The organism is Enterobacter oligotrophicus, from assembly GCF_009176645.1.
In the GTDB taxonomy this organism is placed as follows: Bacteria; Pseudomonadota; Gammaproteobacteria; order Enterobacterales; family Enterobacteriaceae; genus Enterobacter; species Enterobacter oligotrophicus.
The window spans coordinates 2,016,141-2,032,798 of the sequence record NZ_AP019007.1 but is presented as its reverse complement, the minus strand read 5'-3'; the positions used below and the strand labels follow the sequence as shown (position 1 = coordinate 2,032,798).

32 protein-coding genes are annotated in these 16,658 nt (G+C 50.3%); 31 read left to right on the top strand and 1 reads right to left on the bottom strand.

Annotation, left to right across the window (positions count from 1 at the left end):
• Positions 1–17 precede the first annotated feature (17 nt).
• From tuf to bfr, 3 genes are all read left to right on the top strand, one after another.
• Positions 18–1,202 (top strand): elongation factor Tu, encoded by a 1,185-nt coding sequence (tuf, locus tag EoCCA6_RS09860; RefSeq protein WP_152082495.1) that lies wholly within the window; start codon positions 18–20, stop codon positions 1,200–1,202.
• Between the two features lie 179 nt (positions 1,203–1,381).
• The gene (gene bfd / locus EoCCA6_RS09855; protein ID WP_003863268.1) at positions 1,382–1,576 is read left to right on the top strand and encodes a bacterioferritin-associated ferredoxin; all 195 of its coding nucleotides are present in this window, start codon (positions 1,382–1,384) and stop codon (positions 1,574–1,576) included.
• Positions 1,577–1,648: 72 nt separating this feature from the next.
• Complete coding sequence (bfr, locus tag EoCCA6_RS09850; RefSeq protein WP_152082494.1) at positions 1,649–2,125, top strand: bacterioferritin; 477 nt, start codon at positions 1,649–1,651, stop codon at positions 2,123–2,125.
• Here bfr and EoCCA6_RS09845 read toward each other — a convergent pair.
• Positions 2,109–2,582 (bottom strand): prepilin peptidase, encoded by a 474-nt coding sequence (locus tag EoCCA6_RS09845; RefSeq protein ID WP_152084432.1) that lies wholly within the window; start codon positions 2,580–2,582, stop codon positions 2,109–2,111. The genes bfr and EoCCA6_RS09845 overlap by 17 nt on opposite strands.
• 381 nt (positions 2,583–2,963) lie before the next feature.
• Between EoCCA6_RS09845 and rpsJ the strand changes: the two genes are divergently transcribed.
• The 28 genes from rpsJ to rplQ all read left to right on the top strand — a co-directional run bounded on the left by rpsJ (position 2,964) and on the right by rplQ (position 16,616).
• The gene (rpsJ, locus tag EoCCA6_RS09835; protein ID WP_001181005.1) at positions 2,964–3,275 is read left to right on the top strand and encodes a 30S ribosomal protein S10; all 312 of its coding nucleotides are present in this window, start codon (positions 2,964–2,966) and stop codon (positions 3,273–3,275) included.
• A 32-nt stretch (positions 3,276–3,307) separates the two neighbouring features.
• The gene (gene rplC / locus EoCCA6_RS09830; RefSeq protein ID WP_006178923.1) at positions 3,308–3,937 is read left to right on the top strand and encodes a 50S ribosomal protein L3; all 630 of its coding nucleotides are present in this window, start codon (positions 3,308–3,310) and stop codon (positions 3,935–3,937) included.
• 10 nt (positions 3,938–3,947) lie between these two features.
• A complete protein-coding gene (gene rplD, locus EoCCA6_RS09825) occupies positions 3,948–4,553 on the top strand; it encodes a 50S ribosomal protein L4 (protein WP_000424395.1) in 606 nt (201 codons plus the stop codon).
• Entirely contained in the window at positions 4,550–4,852 is a 303-nt protein-coding gene (gene rplW / locus EoCCA6_RS09820) for a 50S ribosomal protein L23 (protein ID WP_000617546.1), read from the top strand. The genes rplD and rplW overlap by 4 nt, the downstream gene beginning before the upstream one ends.
• Positions 4,853–4,869: 17 nt before the next feature.
• Positions 4,870–5,691, top strand: coding sequence for a 50S ribosomal protein L2 (gene rplB / locus EoCCA6_RS09815; RefSeq protein ID WP_000301859.1), 822 nt, complete (start codon positions 4,870–4,872; stop codon positions 5,689–5,691).
• Between the two features lie 16 nt (positions 5,692–5,707).
• Positions 5,708–5,986 carry a 30S ribosomal protein S19 gene (rpsS, locus tag EoCCA6_RS09810; RefSeq protein ID WP_001138117.1) on the top strand — a complete coding sequence of 93 codons (279 nt, stop codon included), beginning with the start codon at positions 5,708–5,710 and terminating at the stop codon, positions 5,984–5,986.
• A 14-nt stretch (positions 5,987–6,000) separates the two neighbouring features.
• Entirely contained in the window at positions 6,001–6,333 is a 333-nt protein-coding gene (rplV, locus tag EoCCA6_RS09805) for a 50S ribosomal protein L22 (protein WP_002919773.1), read from the top strand.
• A 17-nt stretch (positions 6,334–6,350) separates the two neighbouring features.
• Positions 6,351–7,052: a 30S ribosomal protein S3 gene (gene rpsC, locus EoCCA6_RS09800; protein ID WP_000529945.1), complete on the top strand. Its 702-nt coding sequence runs from the start codon at positions 6,351–6,353 to the stop codon at positions 7,050–7,052.
• A 12-nt stretch (positions 7,053–7,064) separates the two neighbouring features.
• Positions 7,065–7,475 (top strand): 50S ribosomal protein L16, encoded by a 411-nt coding sequence (gene rplP, locus EoCCA6_RS09795; protein WP_002919759.1) that lies wholly within the window; start codon positions 7,065–7,067, stop codon positions 7,473–7,475.
• Positions 7,475–7,666 carry a 50S ribosomal protein L29 gene (rpmC, locus tag EoCCA6_RS09790; RefSeq protein WP_003863282.1) on the top strand — a complete coding sequence of 64 codons (192 nt, stop codon included), beginning with the start codon at positions 7,475–7,477 and terminating at the stop codon, positions 7,664–7,666. Before rplP ends, rpmC begins: the two co-directional genes overlap by 1 nt.
• Positions 7,666–7,920 (top strand): 30S ribosomal protein S17, encoded by a 255-nt coding sequence (gene rpsQ / locus EoCCA6_RS09785; RefSeq protein ID WP_008503489.1) that lies wholly within the window; start codon positions 7,666–7,668, stop codon positions 7,918–7,920. The genes rpmC and rpsQ overlap by 1 nt, the downstream gene beginning before the upstream one ends.
• Before the next feature lie 166 nt (positions 7,921–8,086).
• Entirely contained in the window at positions 8,087–8,458 is a 372-nt protein-coding gene (gene rplN / locus EoCCA6_RS09780; RefSeq protein WP_002919748.1) for a 50S ribosomal protein L14, read from the top strand.
• 10 nt (positions 8,459–8,468) lie between these two features.
• Positions 8,469–8,783, top strand: coding sequence for a 50S ribosomal protein L24 (gene rplX, locus EoCCA6_RS09775; RefSeq protein ID WP_003863287.1), 315 nt, complete (start codon positions 8,469–8,471; stop codon positions 8,781–8,783).
• Positions 8,784–8,797: 14 nt separating this feature from the next.
• Positions 8,798–9,337, top strand: coding sequence for a 50S ribosomal protein L5 (gene rplE, locus EoCCA6_RS09770; RefSeq protein WP_001096206.1), 540 nt, complete (start codon positions 8,798–8,800; stop codon positions 9,335–9,337).
• Positions 9,338–9,351: 14 nt separating this feature from the next.
• Positions 9,352–9,657 carry a 30S ribosomal protein S14 gene (rpsN, locus tag EoCCA6_RS09765; protein WP_003863291.1) on the top strand — a complete coding sequence of 102 codons (306 nt, stop codon included), beginning with the start codon at positions 9,352–9,354 and terminating at the stop codon, positions 9,655–9,657.
• A gap of 30 nt (positions 9,658–9,687) precedes the next feature.
• A complete protein-coding gene (gene rpsH / locus EoCCA6_RS09760) occupies positions 9,688–10,080 on the top strand; it encodes a 30S ribosomal protein S8 (RefSeq protein WP_006178918.1) in 393 nt (130 codons plus the stop codon).
• Between the two features lie 12 nt (positions 10,081–10,092).
• Positions 10,093–10,626, top strand: coding sequence for a 50S ribosomal protein L6 (gene rplF, locus EoCCA6_RS09755; RefSeq protein ID WP_152082492.1), 534 nt, complete (start codon positions 10,093–10,095; stop codon positions 10,624–10,626).
• A 9-nt stretch (positions 10,627–10,635) separates the two neighbouring features.
• A complete protein-coding gene (gene rplR / locus EoCCA6_RS09750) occupies positions 10,636–10,989 on the top strand; it encodes a 50S ribosomal protein L18 (protein ID WP_003863297.1) in 354 nt (117 codons plus the stop codon).
• A 14-nt stretch (positions 10,990–11,003) separates the two neighbouring features.
• Positions 11,004–11,504, top strand: coding sequence for a 30S ribosomal protein S5 (rpsE, locus tag EoCCA6_RS09745; RefSeq protein ID WP_003863299.1), 501 nt, complete (start codon positions 11,004–11,006; stop codon positions 11,502–11,504).
• Between the two features lie 6 nt (positions 11,505–11,510).
• Complete coding sequence (rpmD, locus tag EoCCA6_RS09740) at positions 11,511–11,690, top strand: 50S ribosomal protein L30 (protein ID WP_003863301.1); 180 nt, start codon at positions 11,511–11,513, stop codon at positions 11,688–11,690.
• 3 nt (positions 11,691–11,693) lie between these two features.
• Entirely contained in the window at positions 11,694–12,128 is a 435-nt protein-coding gene (gene rplO, locus EoCCA6_RS09735) for a 50S ribosomal protein L15 (protein WP_061706984.1), read from the top strand.
• Positions 12,129–12,135: 7 nt separating this feature from the next.
• Complete coding sequence (secY, locus tag EoCCA6_RS09730; protein ID WP_003863305.1) at positions 12,136–13,467, top strand: preprotein translocase subunit SecY; 1,332 nt, start codon at positions 12,136–12,138, stop codon at positions 13,465–13,467.
• A gap of 31 nt (positions 13,468–13,498) precedes the next feature.
• Positions 13,499–13,615: a 50S ribosomal protein L36 gene (rpmJ, locus tag EoCCA6_RS09725; RefSeq protein ID WP_000868187.1), complete on the top strand. Its 117-nt coding sequence runs from the start codon at positions 13,499–13,501 to the stop codon at positions 13,613–13,615.
• A 146-nt stretch (positions 13,616–13,761) separates the two neighbouring features.
• The gene (gene rpsM / locus EoCCA6_RS09720; protein WP_013099021.1) at positions 13,762–14,118 is read left to right on the top strand and encodes a 30S ribosomal protein S13; all 357 of its coding nucleotides are present in this window, start codon (positions 13,762–13,764) and stop codon (positions 14,116–14,118) included.
• 16 nt (positions 14,119–14,134) lie between these two features.
• Positions 14,135–14,524 (top strand): 30S ribosomal protein S11, encoded by a 390-nt coding sequence (rpsK, locus tag EoCCA6_RS09715; RefSeq protein WP_003031137.1) that lies wholly within the window; start codon positions 14,135–14,137, stop codon positions 14,522–14,524.
• Between the two features lie 32 nt (positions 14,525–14,556).
• Positions 14,557–15,177 (top strand): 30S ribosomal protein S4, encoded by a 621-nt coding sequence (gene rpsD, locus EoCCA6_RS09710; protein ID WP_004868345.1) that lies wholly within the window; start codon positions 14,557–14,559, stop codon positions 15,175–15,177.
• 25 nt (positions 15,178–15,202) lie between these two features.
• A complete protein-coding gene (locus tag EoCCA6_RS09705) occupies positions 15,203–16,192 on the top strand; it encodes a DNA-directed RNA polymerase subunit alpha (RefSeq protein ID WP_002919219.1) in 990 nt (329 codons plus the stop codon).
• A gap of 40 nt (positions 16,193–16,232) precedes the next feature.
• Entirely contained in the window at positions 16,233–16,616 is a 384-nt protein-coding gene (gene rplQ / locus EoCCA6_RS09700; protein WP_001216368.1) for a 50S ribosomal protein L17, read from the top strand.
• The last annotated feature ends 42 nt before the right edge of the window (positions 16,617–16,658 follow it).

Below are 16,658 nucleotides of genomic sequence, written 5' to 3'. Positions count from 1 at the left end.
TAGTAAGGAATATAGCCGTGTCTAAAGAAAAATTTGAACGTACAAAACCGCACGTCAACGTCGGTACTATCGGCCACGTTGACCATGGTAAAACTACCCTGACTGCTGCAATCACTACCGTTCTGGCTAAAACCTACGGTGGTTCTGCTCGTGCATTCGACCAGATCGATAATGCGCCAGAAGAAAAAGCTCGTGGTATCACCATCAACACCTCTCACGTTGAATATGACACCCCGACTCGCCACTACGCACACGTAGACTGCCCAGGCCACGCCGACTATGTTAAAAACATGATCACCGGTGCTGCGCAGATGGACGGCGCGATCCTGGTTGTTGCTGCGACTGACGGCCCAATGCCTCAGACCCGTGAGCACATCCTGCTGGGTCGTCAGGTAGGCGTTCCTTTCATCATCGTGTTCCTGAACAAATGCGACATGGTTGATGACGAAGAGCTGCTGGAACTGGTAGAGATGGAAGTTCGTGAACTGCTGTCTCAGTACGATTTCCCAGGCGACGACACCCCAATCGTTCGTGGTTCTGCACTGAAAGCGCTGGAAGGCGAAGCACAGTGGGAAGAGAAAATCATCGAACTGGCTGGCTACCTGGATTCTTACATCCCGGAACCAGAGCGTGCAATTGACAAGCCATTCCTGCTGCCAATCGAAGACGTATTCTCCATCTCCGGTCGTGGTACCGTTGTTACCGGTCGTGTAGAGCGCGGTATCATCAAAGTTGGCGAAGAAGTTGAAATCGTTGGTATCAAAGAGACTGCAAAGTCTACCTGTACTGGCGTTGAAATGTTCCGCAAACTGCTGGACGAAGGCCGTGCCGGTGAGAACGTTGGTGTTCTGCTGCGTGGTATCAAACGTGAAGAAATCGAACGTGGTCAGGTACTGGCGAAGCCAGGCTCAATCAAGCCACACACCAAGTTCGAATCTGAAGTGTACATCCTGTCCAAAGACGAAGGCGGCCGTCATACTCCGTTCTTCAAAGGCTACCGTCCACAGTTCTACTTCCGTACAACTGACGTGACCGGTACCATCGAACTGCCAGAAGGCGTAGAGATGGTAATGCCAGGCGACAACATCAAGATGGTTGTGACTCTGATCCACCCAATCGCGATGGACGACGGTCTGCGTTTCGCAATCCGTGAAGGCGGCCGTACTGTTGGCGCGGGCGTTGTTGCTAAAGTTCTGGGCTAATTAATTATCCCTGAATTAAAAAAGGACGCTTCGGCGTCCTTTTTTGTTTTCTCTTATACTGTGCTTGTCACAAATTTTCGCATTTTTTGCTTGTCCCCGCCCCGTATCCTGGATGCTGTGCTATTGTAATCATAACCATTCTCACTTACACTTTGCGCATATTTTGAACGGGAGTGTTTATGTACGTCTGTTTATGCAATGGTGTGAGTGACAAAAAAATACGTCAGGCCGTTCGCCAGTTCCAGCCTCAGTCATTCCAGCAGCTTCGCAAGTTTGTTCCGGTGGGAAATCAATGCGGTAAGTGTGTTCGCGCAGCGCGTGAGATCATGCAGGACGAATTGATGCAAATTCCGGAGTTCAAAGAGATCGCCTAAGCTCCTATCTTTTTTTTGACATCCCTGTAGCCCGATCTACGCTTCAATGAGTGGAAGCGGAGGGACTATATAATGAAAGGTGATGTTAAAATCATAAGTTATCTCAATAAATTATTGGGAAATGAGCTTGTCGCAATCAATCAGTATTTTCTTCATGCAAGAATGTTCAAAAACTGGGGCCTGACTCGCCTCAACGACGTTGAATACCATGAGTCCATCGATGAAATGAAACATGCCGATAAATATATCGAGCGTATTTTATTTCTCGAAGGCATCCCAAACCTGCAGGACCTCGGAAAACTTGGCATCGGTGAAGATGTCGAAGAGATGCTGCGCTCCGATCTTACGTTAGAACTCGAAGGGGCGAAGGATCTTCGTGAAGCTATCGCCTATGCAGACAGCGTTCATGACTATGTAAGCCGAGATATGATGATCCAAATCCTGGCCGATGAGGAAGGGCATATCGACTGGCTGGAAACCGAGTTGGATCTCATCGGCAAAATTGGCCTGCAAAACTATCTTCAGTCGCAAATCAAAGTGGAAGATTAATTAAGTTTTGCCAGCCGACACTTAAACCCGCTGCCGCCAGGAATGGTCCAAAAGGCAGTGGGTTTTTTAATGTCCTTTTTTCAGGGTTCAGCAAAGAGAGAATTAACAGGTACAGCGTTGCCATGAGCGCGGCAACCAATGCCAGAAGCGGCAAAACACACCAGCCATGCCAGGCTCCCAGCGCCGCCAGGTATTTTACATCGCCATATCCCATCCCTTCACGATGACGTATAAGCCGATAGCCCCAATAGATAGCGGCAAATCCCAGATATCCCGCCATTGAGCCAACCACTGCACTGGGGAGAAAATCAGGGTGGCTGCATAGCTGATAGAGCAGCCCAGCCCACAGCAGCGGGCAGAGAAATTTATCCGGGAGGATACCGGAGCGGATATCTTCACGGACCAATAAACCTGACAGAGAAAAATAGACCAGCAGAAAGGGGAGGGTGGTAAGCATACTGTAAGCCTCGAAAAGGGTTCGAGTGCATACTCCCCACATTACCATCCCCCGGCAATTTGCAAAAAATGAAAATGCGTAACGGCTTCAGAGAAAGAAGTGAATCAGGTTACGTTACTGAAAATATTGCGAGCCTTCACGCATTGCGCGTCTGTAGTGCTTAATTTCTCTACAAGGCTTGCGTATGGCTCAGATTTACGTATAATGCGCGGGCTTGTCGTAATTGACGGCGGGTTCAATCTGAACCAGGGTAACTCATTTTGTTACTCAACAATGCTCCCAATTGGGGAGCTACGTAAGAACGGTTACACTCTCCCATCAATCGTAATGGGTTTGAGGAGTAATCATTTTCGTTTATAAAATAATTGGAGCTCTGGTCTCATGCAGAACCAAAGAATCCGTATCCGCCTGAAAGCGTTTGATCATCGTCTGATCGATCAATCAACCGCGGAAATCGTCGAGACTGCTAAGCGCACTGGTGCGCAAGTCCGTGGTCCGATCCCGCTGCCGACCCGCAAAGAGCGCTTCACCGTTCTGATCTCCCCGCACGTTAACAAAGACGCGCGCGATCAGTACGAAATCCGCACTCACAAGCGTCTGGTTGACATCGTTGAGCCAACTGAGAAAACCGTTGATGCTCTGATGCGTCTGGATCTGGCTGCCGGTGTAGACGTGCAGATCAGCCTGGGTTAATCAGGTCATCGAGCGATTGAGAGGTTGATACAATGATTGGTTTAGTCGGTAAAAAAGTGGGAATGACCCGCATCTTCACTGAAGATGGCGTTTCTATCCCAGTAACCGTAATCGAAGTTGAAGCAAACCGCGTTACTCAGGTTAAAGATCTGGCTAACGATGGCTACCGTGCTGTTCAGGTGACCACTGGTGCTAAAAAAGCTAACCGTGTAACCAAACCAGAAGCGGGTCACTTCGCTAAAGCTGGCGTAGAAGCTGGCCGTGGTCTGTGGGAATTCCGTCTTGCTGAAGGCGAAGAGTTCACCGTAGGTCAGGACATTAGCGTTGAGCTGTTTGCTGACGTTAAAAAAGTTGACGTAACCGGTACCTCTAAAGGTAAAGGTTTTGCTGGTACCGTTAAGCGCTGGAACTTCCGTACCCAGGACGCTACTCACGGTAACTCCTTGTCTCACCGCGTTCCGGGTTCTATCGGTCAGAACCAGACTCCGGGCAAAGTGTTCAAAGGCAAGAAAATGGCAGGTCAGCTGGGTAACGAACGTGTAACCGTTCAGAGCCTGGACGTAGTACGTGTTGACGCTGAGCGCAACCTGCTGCTGGTTAAAGGTGCAGTTCCGGGTGCAACCGGTAGCGACCTGATCGTTAAACCAGCTGTGAAGGCGTAAGGGGATAGCAATGGAATTAGTATTGAAAGACGCGCAGAGCGCGCTGACTGTTTCCGAAACTACCTTCGGTCGTGATTTCAACGAAGCGCTGGTTCACCAGGTTGTTGTTGCTTATGCAGCTGGTGCTCGTCAGGGTACTCGTGCTCAGAAGACTCGTGCTGAAGTAACTGGTTCTGGCAAAAAGCCATGGCGTCAGAAAGGTACCGGCCGTGCGCGTTCAGGTTCTATCAAGAGCCCGATCTGGCGTTCAGGTGGCGTGACCTTCGCTGCGCGTCCACAGGACCACAGTCAAAAAGTTAACAAAAAGATGTACCGCGGCGCGCTGAAAAGCATCCTGTCCGAACTGGTACGTCAGGATCGTCTGATCGTTGTCGAGAAGTTCTCTGTTGAAGCGCCTAAAACTAAGCTGCTGGCACAGAAACTGAAAGACATGGCTCTGGAAGATGTGCTGATCATCACCGGTGAGCTGGACGAGAACCTGTTCCTGGCCGCACGTAACCTGCACAAGGTTGACGTACGCGATGCAACTGGTATCGACCCGGTTAGCCTGATCGCCTTCGACAAAGTCGTAATGACTGCTGATGCTGTTAAGCAAGTTGAGGAGATGCTGGCATGATTCGTGAAGAACGTCTGCTGAAGGTGCTGCGCGCACCGCACGTTTCTGAAAAAGCGTCTACTGCGATGGAAAAAACAAACACCATCGTTCTCAAAGTTGCTAAAGACGCGACCAAAGCAGAGATCAAAGCTGCTGTGCAGAAACTGTTTGAAGTCGAAGTCGAAGTCGTTAACACCCTGGTAGTTAAAGGGAAAGTTAAACGTCACGGACAGCGTATCGGTCGTCGTAGCGACTGGAAAAAAGCTTACGTCACCCTGAAAGAAGGCCAGAATCTGGACTTCGTTGGCGGCGCTGAGTAAGTCGGAGGAGTAATACAATGGCAGTTGTTAAATGTAAACCGACATCTCCGGGTCGTCGCCACGTAGTTAAAGTGGTTAACCCTGAGCTGCACAAGGGCAAACCTTTTGCTCCGTTGCTGGAAAAAAACAGCAAATCCGGTGGTCGTAACAACAATGGCCGTATCACCACTCGTCACATCGGTGGTGGCCACAAGCAGGCTTATCGTATTGTTGACTTCAAACGCAACAAAGACGGTATCCCAGCAGTTGTTGAGCGTCTTGAGTACGATCCGAACCGTTCCGCGAACATCGCGCTGGTTCTGTACAAAGATGGCGAACGCCGTTACATCCTGGCCCCTAAAGGCCTGAAAGCTGGCGACCAGATTCAGTCTGGCGTTGATGCTGCAATCAAAGCAGGCAACACCCTGCCGATGCGCAATATCCCGGTTGGTTCTACCGTTCATAACGTAGAAATGAAACCAGGTAAAGGCGGTCAGCTGGCGCGTTCCGCGGGTACTTACGTTCAGATCGTTGCGCGTGACGGTGCTTATGTCACCCTGCGTCTGCGTTCTGGTGAAATGCGTAAAGTCGAAGCAGACTGCCGCGCTACTCTGGGCGAAGTTGGCAATGCTGAGCATATGCTGCGCGTTCTGGGTAAAGCTGGTGCTGCACGCTGGCGTGGTGTTCGTCCTACCGTTCGCGGTACTGCGATGAACCCAGTCGACCACCCACATGGTGGTGGTGAAGGTCGTAACTTTGGTAAGCACCCGGTAACTCCGTGGGGCGTTCAGACCAAAGGTAAGAAGACCCGCAGCAACAAGCGTACTGATAAATTTATCGTACGTCGCCGTAGCAAATAATTTTAGAGGATAAGCCATGCCACGTTCTCTCAAGAAAGGTCCTTTTATTGACCTGCACTTGCTGAAGAAGGTAGAGAAAGCGGTGGAAAGCGGAGACAAGAAGCCCCTGCGCACTTGGTCCCGTCGTTCAACGATCTTTCCTAACATGATCGGTTTGACCATCGCTGTCCATAATGGTCGTCAGCACGTTCCAGTCTTTGTTACCGACGAAATGGTTGGTCACAAACTGGGTGAATTCGCACCGACTCGTACTTATCGCGGCCACGCTGCTGATAAAAAAGCGAAGAAGAAATAAGGTAGGAGGAAGAGATGGAAACTTTAGCTCAACATCGCCATGCTCGTTCTTCTGCACAGAAGGTTCGCCTTGTTGCTGACCTGATTCGCGGTAAGAAAGTGTCGCAGGCCCTGGACATCCTGACCTATACCAACAAGAAAGCTGCGGTATTGGTCAAGAAAGTACTGGAATCTGCCATTGCTAACGCTGAACACAACGATGGCGCTGACATCGACGATCTGAAAGTCGCGAAAATTTTCGTAGATGAAGGCCCAAGCATGAAGCGCATTATGCCGCGTGCGAAAGGTCGTGCAGATCGCATCCTGAAGCGCACCAGCCACATTACTGTGGTTGTGTCCGATCGCTGAGACTCTGGAGACTAGCAATGGGTCAGAAAGTACATCCTAATGGTATTCGCCTGGGTATTGTAAAACCATGGAACTCTACCTGGTTTGCGAACACCAAAGAATTCGCTGACAACCTGGACAGCGATTTTAAAGTACGTCAGTACCTGACTAAGGAACTGGCTAAAGCGTCTGTATCTCGTATCGTTATCGAGCGTCCAGCTAAGAGCATCCGTGTGACTATTCACACCGCTCGTCCTGGCATCGTTATCGGTAAGAAAGGCGAAGACGTAGAAAAACTGCGCAAGGTCGTAGCGGATATCGCTGGCGTTCCTGCACAGATCAATATCGCTGAAGTTCGTAAGCCTGAACTGGACGCTAAATTGGTTGCTGACAGCATCACTTCACAGCTGGAACGTCGTGTTATGTTCCGTCGTGCTATGAAGCGTGCTGTACAGAACGCAATGCGTCTGGGCGCTAAAGGTATCAAAGTTGAAGTTAGCGGCCGTCTGGGCGGCGCGGAAATCGCACGTACCGAATGGTACCGTGAAGGTCGCGTACCGCTGCACACTCTGCGTGCTGACATCGACTACAACACCTCTGAAGCGCACACCACTTACGGTGTAATCGGCGTTAAGGTATGGATCTTCAAAGGTGAGATCCTGGGTGGTATGGCTGCTGTTGAACAACCGGAAAAACCGGCTGCTCAACCTAAAAAGCAGCAGCGTAAAGGCCGTAAATAAGGAGCGTCGCTGATGTTACAACCAAAGCGTACAAAATTCCGTAAAGTGCACAAAGGCCGCAACCGTGGTCTGGCGCAGGGTACGGATGTTAGCTTCGGCACTTTCGGTCTGAAAGCTGTTGGCCGTGGTCGTCTGACTGCACGTCAGATCGAAGCAGCACGTCGTGCAATGACCCGTGCAGTTAAGCGTCAAGGTAAGATCTGGATCCGTGTATTCCCGGACAAACCGATCACCGAGAAGCCACTGGAAGTTCGTATGGGTAAAGGTAAAGGTAACGTGGAGTACTGGGTTGCCTTGATCCAACCGGGCAAAGTCCTTTATGAAATGGACGGTGTTCCGGAAGAGCTGGCCCGTGAAGCCTTCGGCCTGGCAGCAGCGAAACTGCCTATCAAAACCACCTTTGTAACTAAGACGGTGATGTAATGAAAGCAAAAGAGCTGCGTGAAAAAAGCGTTGAAGAGCTGAACGCTGAGCTGCTGAACCTGCTGCGTGAGCAGTTCAACCTGCGTATGCAGGCTGCAAGTGGCCAGCTGCAACAGACTCACCTGCTGAAGCAAGTGCGTCGCAATGTTGCACGCGTTAAGACTTTACTGACTCAGAAGGCGGGTGCGTAATGACCGATAAAATCCGTACTCTGCAAGGTCGTGTTGTTAGCGACAAAATGGAGAAATCCATTGTTGTAGCTATCGAACGTATTGTGAAACACCCGATCTACGGTAAATTCATCAAGCGTACGACCAAACTGCATGTACATGACGAGAACAACGAATGTGGTATCGGCGACAAGGTTGAAATCCGTGAATGCCGTCCACTGTCCAAGACTAAGTCCTGGACGCTGGTTCGCGTTGTAGAGAAAGCGGTTCTGTAATACAGTACGCCTTCTCAATACGAATAAACGGCTCAGCGATGAGCCGTTTATTTTTTCTACCCATATTGCAGAAGCGGTGTTATAATGCCGCGCCCTCGATATGGGGCTTTTTAACGGCTCTGATTTTAGAGTCTCAGGTAGTAGTTGACATTAGCGGAGCACTAAAATGATCCAAGAACAGACTATGCTGAACGTCGCCGACAACTCCGGTGCACGTCGCGTAATGTGTATCAAGGTTCTGGGTGGCTCGCACCGTCGCTACGCAGGCGTAGGCGACATCATCAAGATCACCATCAAAGAAGCAATTCCACGTGGTAAGGTCAAAAAAGGTGATGTGCTGAAGGCGGTAGTGGTGCGCACCAAGAAGGGTGTTCGTCGCCCTGACGGTTCTGTCATTCGCTTCGATGGTAATGCATGCGTTATTTTAAACAATAACAGCGAGCAGCCTATCGGCACGCGTATCTTTGGGCCGGTAACTCGTGAACTTCGTACTGAGAAGTTCATGAAAATTATCTCTCTGGCACCAGAAGTACTCTAAGGAGCGAATCATGGCAGCGAAAATCCGTCGTGATGACGAAGTTATCGTGTTAACCGGTAAAGATAAAGGTAAACGCGGTAAAGTAAAAAATGTTCTGTCTTCCGGCAAACTCGTCGTTGAAGGTATCAACCTGGTTAAGAAACATCAGAAGCCGGTTCCGGCCCTGAACCAACCAGGCGGCATCGTTGAAAAAGAAGCTGCTATTCAGGTTTCTAACGTTGCAATCTTCAATGCGGCTACCGGCAAGGCTGACCGTGTAGGCTTTAGATTCGAAGACGGCAAAAAAGTCCGTTTCTTCAAGTCTAACAGCGAAACTATCAAGTAATTTGGAGTAGTACGATGGCGAAACTGCATGATTACTACAAAGACGAAGTAGTTAACAAACTCATGACTGAGTTTAACTACAATTCTGTCATGCAAGTCCCTCGGGTCGAGAAGATCACCCTGAACATGGGTGTTGGTGAAGCGATCGCTGACAAGAAACTGCTGGATAACGCAGCAGCTGACCTGACAGCAATCTCCGGTCAAAAACCGTTGATCACCAAAGCACGCAAATCAGTTGCAGGCTTCAAAATCCGTCAGGGCTATCCGATCGGCTGTAAAGTAACTCTGCGTGGCGAACGCATGTGGGAGTTCTTTGAGCGCCTGATCACTATTGCTGTTCCACGTATCCGTGACTTCCGTGGCTTGTCCGCTAAGTCTTTCGACGGTCGTGGTAACTACAGCATGGGTGTCCGTGAGCAGATCATCTTCCCAGAAATCGACTACGATAAAGTCGACCGCGTGCGTGGTTTGGATATTACCATTACCACTACTGCGAAATCTGACGAAGAAGGCCGTGCTCTGCTGGCTGCCTTTGACTTCCCGTTCCGCAAGTAAGGTAGGGTTACTGAATGGCTAAGCAATCAATGAAAGCACGCGAAGTAAAGCGCGTAGCTTTAGCTGATAAATTCTTCGCTAAACGCGCTGAACTGAAAGCGATCATTTCTGATGTGAACGCTTCCGACGAAGATCGTTGGAATGCTGTTCTCAAGCTGCAGTCTCTGCCGCGTGATTCCAGCCCGTCTCGTCAGCGTAACCGCTGTCGTCAAACAGGTCGTCCACATGGTTATGTGGGCAAGTTTGGGTTGAGCCGTATCAAACTGCGTGAAGCCGCTATGCGCGGTGAAGTGCCAGGCTTGAAAAAGGCTAGCTGGTAATTACCAATTGAATCACGGGAGTAAAGACAGATGAGCATGCAAGATCCGATCGCGGATATGCTGACCCGTATCCGTAACGGTCAGGCCGCGAACAAAGTTGCGGTCACCATGCCTTCCGCCAAGCTGAAAGTGGCAATTGCCAACGTGCTGAAGGAAGAAGGTTTTATCGAAGATTTTAAAGTTGAAGGCGACACCAAGCCGGAACTGGAACTTACTCTCAAGTATTTCCAGGGTAAAGCTGTTGTAGAAAGCATTCAGCGTGTCAGCCGCCCAGGCCTGCGCATCTATAAGAAAAAAGATGAGCTGCCAAAAGTAATGGCTGGTCTTGGTATCGCAGTTGTTTCTACCTCTAAAGGTGTTATGACTGATCGTGCAGCGCGCCAGGCTGGTCTTGGTGGCGAAATTATCTGCTACGTAGCCTAATCGGAGGAAAGAATGTCTCGTGTTGCTAAAGCACCGGTCGTTATTCCTGCCGGCGTTGATGTAAAAATCGACGGTCAGGTTATTACGATCAAAGGTAAAAACGGCGAGCTGACTCGTACCCTCAACAATGCTGTTGAAGTTAAACATGCAGATAACGCTCTGACCTTCGGTCCACGTGATGGTTTCGTGGATGGATGGGCTCAGGCTGGTACCGCGCGTGCCCTGCTGAACTCAATGGTTGTTGGTGTTACCGAAGGCTTCACTAAAAAGCTTCAGCTGGTTGGTGTAGGTTATCGTGCAGCGATCAAAGGGAATGCAGTAGGCCTGTCTCTGGGCTTCTCACACCCTGTTGAGCATCAGCTGCCAGCCGGTATCACTGCAGAATGTCCGACTCAGACAGAAATCGTGCTGAAAGGCGCTGATAAACAGCTGATCGGTCAGGTTGCAGCAGATCTGCGCGCCTACCGTCGTCCTGAGCCTTACAAAGGCAAGGGTGTTCGTTACGCCGACGAAGTCGTGCGTACCAAAGAGGCTAAGAAGAAGTAAGGTAACACTATGGATAAGAAATCTGCTCGTATCCGTCGTGCGACCCGCGCACGCCGCAAGCTCAAAGAGCTGGGTGCAACTCGCCTGGTGGTACATCGTACCCCGCGTCATATTTACGCACAGGTAATTGCACCGAACGGTTCTGAAGTTCTGGTAGCTGCTTCTACTGTAGAAAAAGCTATCTCAGAACAATTGAAGTACACCGGTAACAAAGACGCCGCTGCAGCTGTAGGTAAAGCTGTTGCTGAACGCGCTCTGGAAAAAGGCATCAGCAATGTTTCCTTTGACCGTTCCGGGTTCCAATATCATGGTCGTGTCCAGGCACTGGCAGATGCTGCCCGTGAAGCTGGCCTTCAGTTCTAAGGTAGAGGTGTAAGATGGCTCACATCGAAAAACAGGCTGGCGAACTGCAGGAAAAGCTGATCGCGGTAAACCGCGTATCTAAAACCGTTAAAGGTGGTCGTATTTTCTCCTTCACAGCTCTGACTGTTGTTGGCGATGGTAACGGTCGCGTTGGTTTTGGTTACGGTAAAGCGCGTGAAGTTCCAGCAGCGATCCAGAAAGCGATGGAAAAAGCCCGTCGCAATATGATTAACGTCGCGCTGAACAACGGCACCCTGCAACACCCGGTTAAAGGTGTTCACACGGGTTCTCGTGTATTCATGCAGCCAGCTTCAGAAGGTACCGGTATCATCGCCGGTGGTGCAATGCGCGCCGTTCTGGAAGTTGCTGGGGTTCATAACGTTCTGGCTAAAGCATATGGTTCCACCAACCCGATCAACGTGGTTCGTGCAACTATTGATGGCCTGGAAAATATGAATTCTCCAGAAATGGTCGCTGCCAAGCGTGGTAAATCCGTTGAAGAAATTCTGGGGTAATTGACCATGGCAAAGACTATTAAAATCACTCAAACCCGCAGTGCAATCGGTCGTCTGCCGAAACACAAGGCAACGCTGCTTGGCCTGGGTCTGCGTCGTATTGGTCATACCGTTGAGCGCGAGGATACTCCTGCTGTTCGTGGTATGGTCAACGCGGTTTACTTCATGGTTAAAGTTGAGGAGTAAGAGATGCGTTTAAATACTCTGTCTCCGGCCGAAGGCTCTAAAAAGGCGGGTAAACGCCTGGGTCGTGGTATCGGTTCTGGCCTCGGCAAAACCGGTGGTCGTGGTCACAAAGGTCAGAACTCTCGTTCTGGCGGTGGCGTACGTCGCGGTTTCGAGGGTGGCCAGATGCCACTGTACCGTCGTCTGCCGAAGTTCGGCTTCACCTCTCGCAAAGCAGCGATCACAGCGGAAGTCCGTCTGTCTGACCTGGCGAAAGTTGAAGGCGGCGTTGTAGACCTGAACACGCTGAAAGCAGCTAACATTATCGGTATCCAGATCGAGTTCGCGAAAGTGATCCTGTCTGGTGAAGTTTCTACTCCGGTAACTGTTCGTGGCCTGCGTGTTACTAAAGGTGCTCGTGCTGCTATCGAAGCTGCTGGCGGTAAAATTGAGGAATAAGTAGCAGATGGCTAAGCAACCGGGATTAGATTTTCAAAGTGCCAAAGGTGGATTTGGCGAGCTGAAACGCAGACTGCTGTTTGTTATCGGCGCGCTGATTGTGTTCCGTATTGGCTCTTTTATTCCGATCCCTGGTATCGATGCCGCTGTACTTGCCAAACTGCTTGAGCAACAGCGAGGCACCATCATTGAGATGTTTAACATGTTCTCTGGTGGTGCTCTCAGCCGTGCTTCTATCTTCGCGCTGGGTATCATGCCGTACATTTCGGCTTCGATTATTATCCAGCTGCTGACGGTCGTTCATCCGGCCCTGGCAGAACTGAAGAAAGAAGGGGAATCTGGACGTCGTAAGATTAGCCAGTACACCCGTTACGGCACTCTGGTGCTGGCAATATTCCAGTCGATCGGTATTGCTACCGGTCTTCCGAATATGCCTGGTATGCAGGGCCTGGTTCTTAATCCAGGCTTTGCATTCTATTTCACCGCTGTTGTAAGTCTGGTCACAGGGACGATGTTCCTGATGTGGCTCGGCGAACAGATTACTGAACGTGGTATCGGTAACGGTATCTCAATCATTATTTTCGCCGGTATTGTTGCGGGTCTCCCGCCAGCCATCGCCCACACTATCGAGCAAGCGCGTCAAGGCGACCTGCACTTCCTCCTGTTGCTGTTGGTTGCAGTATTAGTATTTGCAGTGACGTTCTTTGTTGTCTTTGTTGAACGTGGTCAACGCCGCATTGTGGTGAACTACGCCAAACGTCAGCAAGGTCGTCGTGTCTATGCTGCACAGAGCACACATTTACCGCTGAAAGTGAACATGGCGGGGGTTATCCCGGCTATCTTCGCTTCCAGTATTATTCTGTTCCCGGCAACCATCGCGTCATGGTTCGGGGGCGGTACTGGTTGGAACTGGCTGACAACAATTTCGCTGTATTTGCAGCCTGGGCAACCACTTTATGTGTTACTCTATGCGTCTGCGATCATCTTCTTCTGTTTCTTCTACACGGCGTTGGTTTTCAACCCGCGTGAAACAGCAGATAACCTGAAGAAGTCCGGTGCATTTGTACCAGGAATTCGTCCGGGAGAGCAAACGGCGAAGTATATCGATAAAGTAATGACACGCCTGACTTTGGTTGGTGCGCTTTATATTACTTTTATCTGCCTGATCCCGGAGTTCATGCGTGATGCAATGAAAGTACCGTTCTACTTCGGTGGGACCTCACTGCTTATCGTTGTTGTCGTGATTATGGACTTTATGGCTCAAGTGCAAACTCTGATGATGTCCAGTCAGTATGAGTCTGCATTGAAGAAGGCGAACCTGAAAGGCTACGGCCGCTAATTGGTCGCCTGAGAAGTTACGGAGAGTAAAAATGAAAGTTCGTGCTTCCGTCAAGAAATTATGCCGTAACTGCAAAATCGTTAAGCGTGATGGTGTCATCCGTGTGATTTGCAGTGCCGAGCCGAAGCATAAACAGCGCCAAGGCTGATTATTTCGCATATTTTTCTTGCAAAGTTGGGTTGAGCTGGCTAGATTAGCCAGCCAATCTTTTGTATGTCTGTACGTTTCCATTTGAGTATCCTGAAAACGGGCTTTTCAGCATGGTGCGTACATATTAAATAGTAGGAGTGCATAGTGGCCCGTATAGCAGGCATTAACATTCCTGATCAGAAACATGCTGTGATCGCATTAACTTCGATCTACGGCATCGGCAAGACCCGTTCTAAAGCCATCCTGGCTGCAGCGGGTATCGCTGAAGATGTTAAGATCAGTGAGCTGTCTGAAGGACAAATCGACACGCTGCGTGACGAAGTTGCCAAATTTGTCGTTGAAGGTGATCTGCGCCGTGAAATCAGCATGAGCATCAAGCGCCTGATGGATCTTGGTTGCTATCGCGGTTTGCGTCATCGTCGTGGTCTGCCAGTGCGCGGTCAGCGTACTAAGACCAACGCACGTACCCGTAAGGGTCCGCGCAAACCGATCAAGAAATAATCGGGGTGATTGAATAATGGCAAAGGCACCAATTCGTGCACGTAAACGTGTAAGAAAACAAGTCTCTGACGGCGTGGCTCATATCCATGCTTCTTTCAACAACACCATCGTTACCATTACTGATCGTCAGGGTAACGCATTGGGTTGGGCAACAGCCGGTGGTTCCGGTTTCCGTGGTTCTCGCAAATCCACTCCGTTTGCAGCTCAGGTTGCAGCAGAGCGTTGCGCTGAAGCCGTAAAAGAATACGGCATCAAGAATCTGGAAGTTATGGTTAAAGGTCCGGGTCCGGGTCGTGAATCTACTGTTCGCGCTCTGAACGCCGCTGGTTTCCGCATCACGAATATTACTGATGTGACTCCGATCCCTCATAACGGTTGTCGTCCGCCGAAAAAACGTCGCGTATAACGCTCGTTTTTTAGGTTAGTTGGAGATAGAAAATGGCAAGATATTTGGGTCCTAAGCTCAAGCTGAGCCGTCGTGAGGGCACCGACTTATTCCTTAAGTCTGGCGTTCGCGCGATCGATACCAAGTGTAAAATTGAACAAGCTCCTGGCCAGCACGGTGCGCGTAAACCGCGTCTGTCTGACTATGGTGTGCAGTTGCGTGAAAAGCAAAAAGTTCGCCGTATGTACGGTGTGCTGGAGCGTCAGTTCCGTAACTATTATAAAGAAGCAGCACGTCTGAAAGGCAACACAGGTGAAAACCTGCTGGCCCTGCTGGAAGGTCGTCTGGACAACGTTGTTTACCGTATGGGCTTCGGCGCGACTCGTGCTGAATCACGCCAGCTGGTTAGCCATAAAGCAATCATGGTAAACGGTCGTGTTGTTAACATCGCTTCTTATCAGGTTAAAGCGAATGACGTTGTTAGCATTCGTGAGAAAGCGAAAAAGCAATCTCGCGTGAAAGCCGCTCTGGAGCTGGCTGAGCAGCGTGAAAAGCCAACCTGGCTGGAAGTTGATGCTGGCAAGATGGAAGGTACGTTCAAGCGTCAGCCAGAACGTTCTGATCTGTCTGCGGACATTAACGAACACCTGATCGTCGAGCTTTACTCCAAGTAAAGCTTAGTACCAAAGAGAGGACACAATGCAGGGTTCTGTGACAGAGTTTCTAAAACCGCGCCTGGTAGATATCGAGCAAGTGAGTTCGACGCACGCCAAGGTGACCCTTGAGCCTTTAGAGCGTGGCTTTGGCCATACTCTGGGTAACGCACTGCGCCGTATTCTGCTCTCATCGATGCCGGGTTGCGCGGTGACCGAGGTTGAGATTGATGGTGTACTTCATGAGTACAGCACCAAAGAAGGCGTTCAGGAAGATATCCTTGAAATCCTGCTCAACCTGAAAGGGCTGGCGGTGAGAGTTCAGGGTAAAGATGAAGTTATTCTTACTCTGAATAAATCTGGCATTGGCCCTGTGACTGCAGCCGACATCACCCACGACGGTGATGTTGAAATCGTCAAGCCGCAGCACGTGATCTGCCACCTGACCGATGAGAACGCGGCTATTAGCATGCGTATCAAAGTTCAGCGCGGTCGTGGTTATGTGCCGGCTTCTGCCCGAATTCATTCGGAAGAAGATGAGCGCCCAATCGGCCGTCTGCTGGTCGACGCATGCTACAGCCCTGTAGAGCGTATTGCCTACAATGTTGAAGCAGCGCGTGTAGAACAGCGTACCGACCTGGACAAGCTGGTCATCGAAATGGAAACCAACGGCACAATCGATCCTGAAGAGGCGATTCGTCGTGCGGCAACCATCCTGGCAGAACAACTGGAAGCTTTCGTTGACTTACGTGATGTACGTCAGCCGGAAGTGAAAGAAGAGAAACCAGAATTCGATCCGATCCTGCTGCGCCCTGTTGACGATCTGGAATTGACTGTCCGCTCTGCTAACTGCCTCAAGGCAGAAGCTATCCACTATATCGGTGATCTGGTACAGCGTACCGAGGTTGAGTTGCTGAAAACGCCGAACCTGGGTAAAAAATCTCTTACCGAGATTAAAGACGTGCTGGCTTCACGTGGTCTGTCTCTGGGCATGCGCCTGGAAAACTGGCCACCAGCAAGCATTGCTGACGAGTAACCGGATCACAGGTTAAGGTTTTACTGAGAAGGATAAGGTCATGCGCCATCGTAAGAGTGGTCGTCAACTGAACCGCAACAGCAGCCATCGCCAGGCTATGTTCCGCAACATGGCAGGTTCACTGGTTCGTCATGAGATCATCAAGACGACCCTGCCTAAAGCGAAAGAGCTGCGTCGCGTAGTTGAGCCGCTGATTACTCTTGCCAAGACTGACAGCGTTGCTAATCGTCGTCTGGCATTCGCCCGTACTCGTGATAACGAGATCGTGGCAAAACTGTTTAACGAACTGGGCCCGCGTTTCGCGAGCCGTGCCGGTGGTTACACTCGCATTCTGAAGTGTGGCTTCCGTGCAGGCGACAATGCGCCGATGGCTTACATCGAGCTGGTTGATCGTTCAGAGAAAGCAGAAGCTGCTGCAGAGTAATCTGTAGTAACGTAAAAAAACCCGCTTCGGCGGGTTTTTTTA

Coding starts and splice junctions, on each gene's coding strand:
- rpsH (WP_006178918.1), top strand. CDS start 9,688: ATGAGCATGCAAGATCCGATCGCGGATATGCTGACCCGTATCCGTAAC.
- rpsC (WP_000529945.1), top strand. CDS start 6,351: ATGGGTCAGAAAGTACATCCTAATGGTATTCGCCTGGGTATTGTAAAA.
- rpsJ (WP_001181005.1), top strand. CDS start 2,964: ATGCAGAACCAAAGAATCCGTATCCGCCTGAAAGCGTTTGATCATCGT.
- bfd (WP_003863268.1), top strand. CDS start 1,382: ATGTACGTCTGTTTATGCAATGGTGTGAGTGACAAAAAAATACGTCAG.
- rplP (WP_002919759.1), top strand. CDS start 7,065: ATGTTACAACCAAAGCGTACAAAATTCCGTAAAGTGCACAAAGGCCGC.
- rplB (WP_000301859.1), top strand. CDS start 4,870: ATGGCAGTTGTTAAATGTAAACCGACATCTCCGGGTCGTCGCCACGTA.
- rpmJ (WP_000868187.1), top strand. CDS start 13,499: ATGAAAGTTCGTGCTTCCGTCAAGAAATTATGCCGTAACTGCAAAATC.
- rpsS (WP_001138117.1), top strand. CDS start 5,708: ATGCCACGTTCTCTCAAGAAAGGTCCTTTTATTGACCTGCACTTGCTG.
- rpmC (WP_003863282.1), top strand. CDS start 7,475: ATGAAAGCAAAAGAGCTGCGTGAAAAAAGCGTTGAAGAGCTGAACGCT.
- rplR (WP_003863297.1), top strand. CDS start 10,636: ATGGATAAGAAATCTGCTCGTATCCGTCGTGCGACCCGCGCACGCCGC.
- rplE (WP_001096206.1), top strand. CDS start 8,798: ATGGCGAAACTGCATGATTACTACAAAGACGAAGTAGTTAACAAACTC.
- rpsD (WP_004868345.1), top strand. CDS start 14,557: ATGGCAAGATATTTGGGTCCTAAGCTCAAGCTGAGCCGTCGTGAGGGC.
- rpsQ (WP_008503489.1), top strand. CDS start 7,666: ATGACCGATAAAATCCGTACTCTGCAAGGTCGTGTTGTTAGCGACAAA.
- rpmD (WP_003863301.1), top strand. CDS start 11,511: ATGGCAAAGACTATTAAAATCACTCAAACCCGCAGTGCAATCGGTCGT.
- rplC (WP_006178923.1), top strand. CDS start 3,308: ATGATTGGTTTAGTCGGTAAAAAAGTGGGAATGACCCGCATCTTCACT.
- secY (WP_003863305.1), top strand. CDS start 12,136: ATGGCTAAGCAACCGGGATTAGATTTTCAAAGTGCCAAAGGTGGATTT.
- rpsE (WP_003863299.1), top strand. CDS start 11,004: ATGGCTCACATCGAAAAACAGGCTGGCGAACTGCAGGAAAAGCTGATC.
- rplX (WP_003863287.1), top strand. CDS start 8,469: ATGGCAGCGAAAATCCGTCGTGATGACGAAGTTATCGTGTTAACCGGT.
- rplO (WP_061706984.1), top strand. CDS start 11,694: ATGCGTTTAAATACTCTGTCTCCGGCCGAAGGCTCTAAAAAGGCGGGT.
- rpsN (WP_003863291.1), top strand. CDS start 9,352: ATGGCTAAGCAATCAATGAAAGCACGCGAAGTAAAGCGCGTAGCTTTA.
- EoCCA6_RS09845 (WP_152084432.1), bottom strand. CDS start 2,582: ATGCTTACCACCCTCCCCTTTCTGCTGGTCTATTTTTCTCTGTCAGGT.
- rplQ (WP_001216368.1), top strand. CDS start 16,233: ATGCGCCATCGTAAGAGTGGTCGTCAACTGAACCGCAACAGCAGCCAT.
- EoCCA6_RS09705 (WP_002919219.1), top strand. CDS start 15,203: ATGCAGGGTTCTGTGACAGAGTTTCTAAAACCGCGCCTGGTAGATATC.
- rplD (WP_000424395.1), top strand. CDS start 3,948: ATGGAATTAGTATTGAAAGACGCGCAGAGCGCGCTGACTGTTTCCGAA.
- rplF (WP_152082492.1), top strand. CDS start 10,093: ATGTCTCGTGTTGCTAAAGCACCGGTCGTTATTCCTGCCGGCGTTGAT.
- rplN (WP_002919748.1), top strand. CDS start 8,087: ATGATCCAAGAACAGACTATGCTGAACGTCGCCGACAACTCCGGTGCA.
- bfr (WP_152082494.1), top strand. CDS start 1,649: ATGAAAGGTGATGTTAAAATCATAAGTTATCTCAATAAATTATTGGGA.
- rplW (WP_000617546.1), top strand. CDS start 4,550: ATGATTCGTGAAGAACGTCTGCTGAAGGTGCTGCGCGCACCGCACGTT.
- rplV (WP_002919773.1), top strand. CDS start 6,001: ATGGAAACTTTAGCTCAACATCGCCATGCTCGTTCTTCTGCACAGAAG.
- rpsK (WP_003031137.1), top strand. CDS start 14,135: ATGGCAAAGGCACCAATTCGTGCACGTAAACGTGTAAGAAAACAAGTC.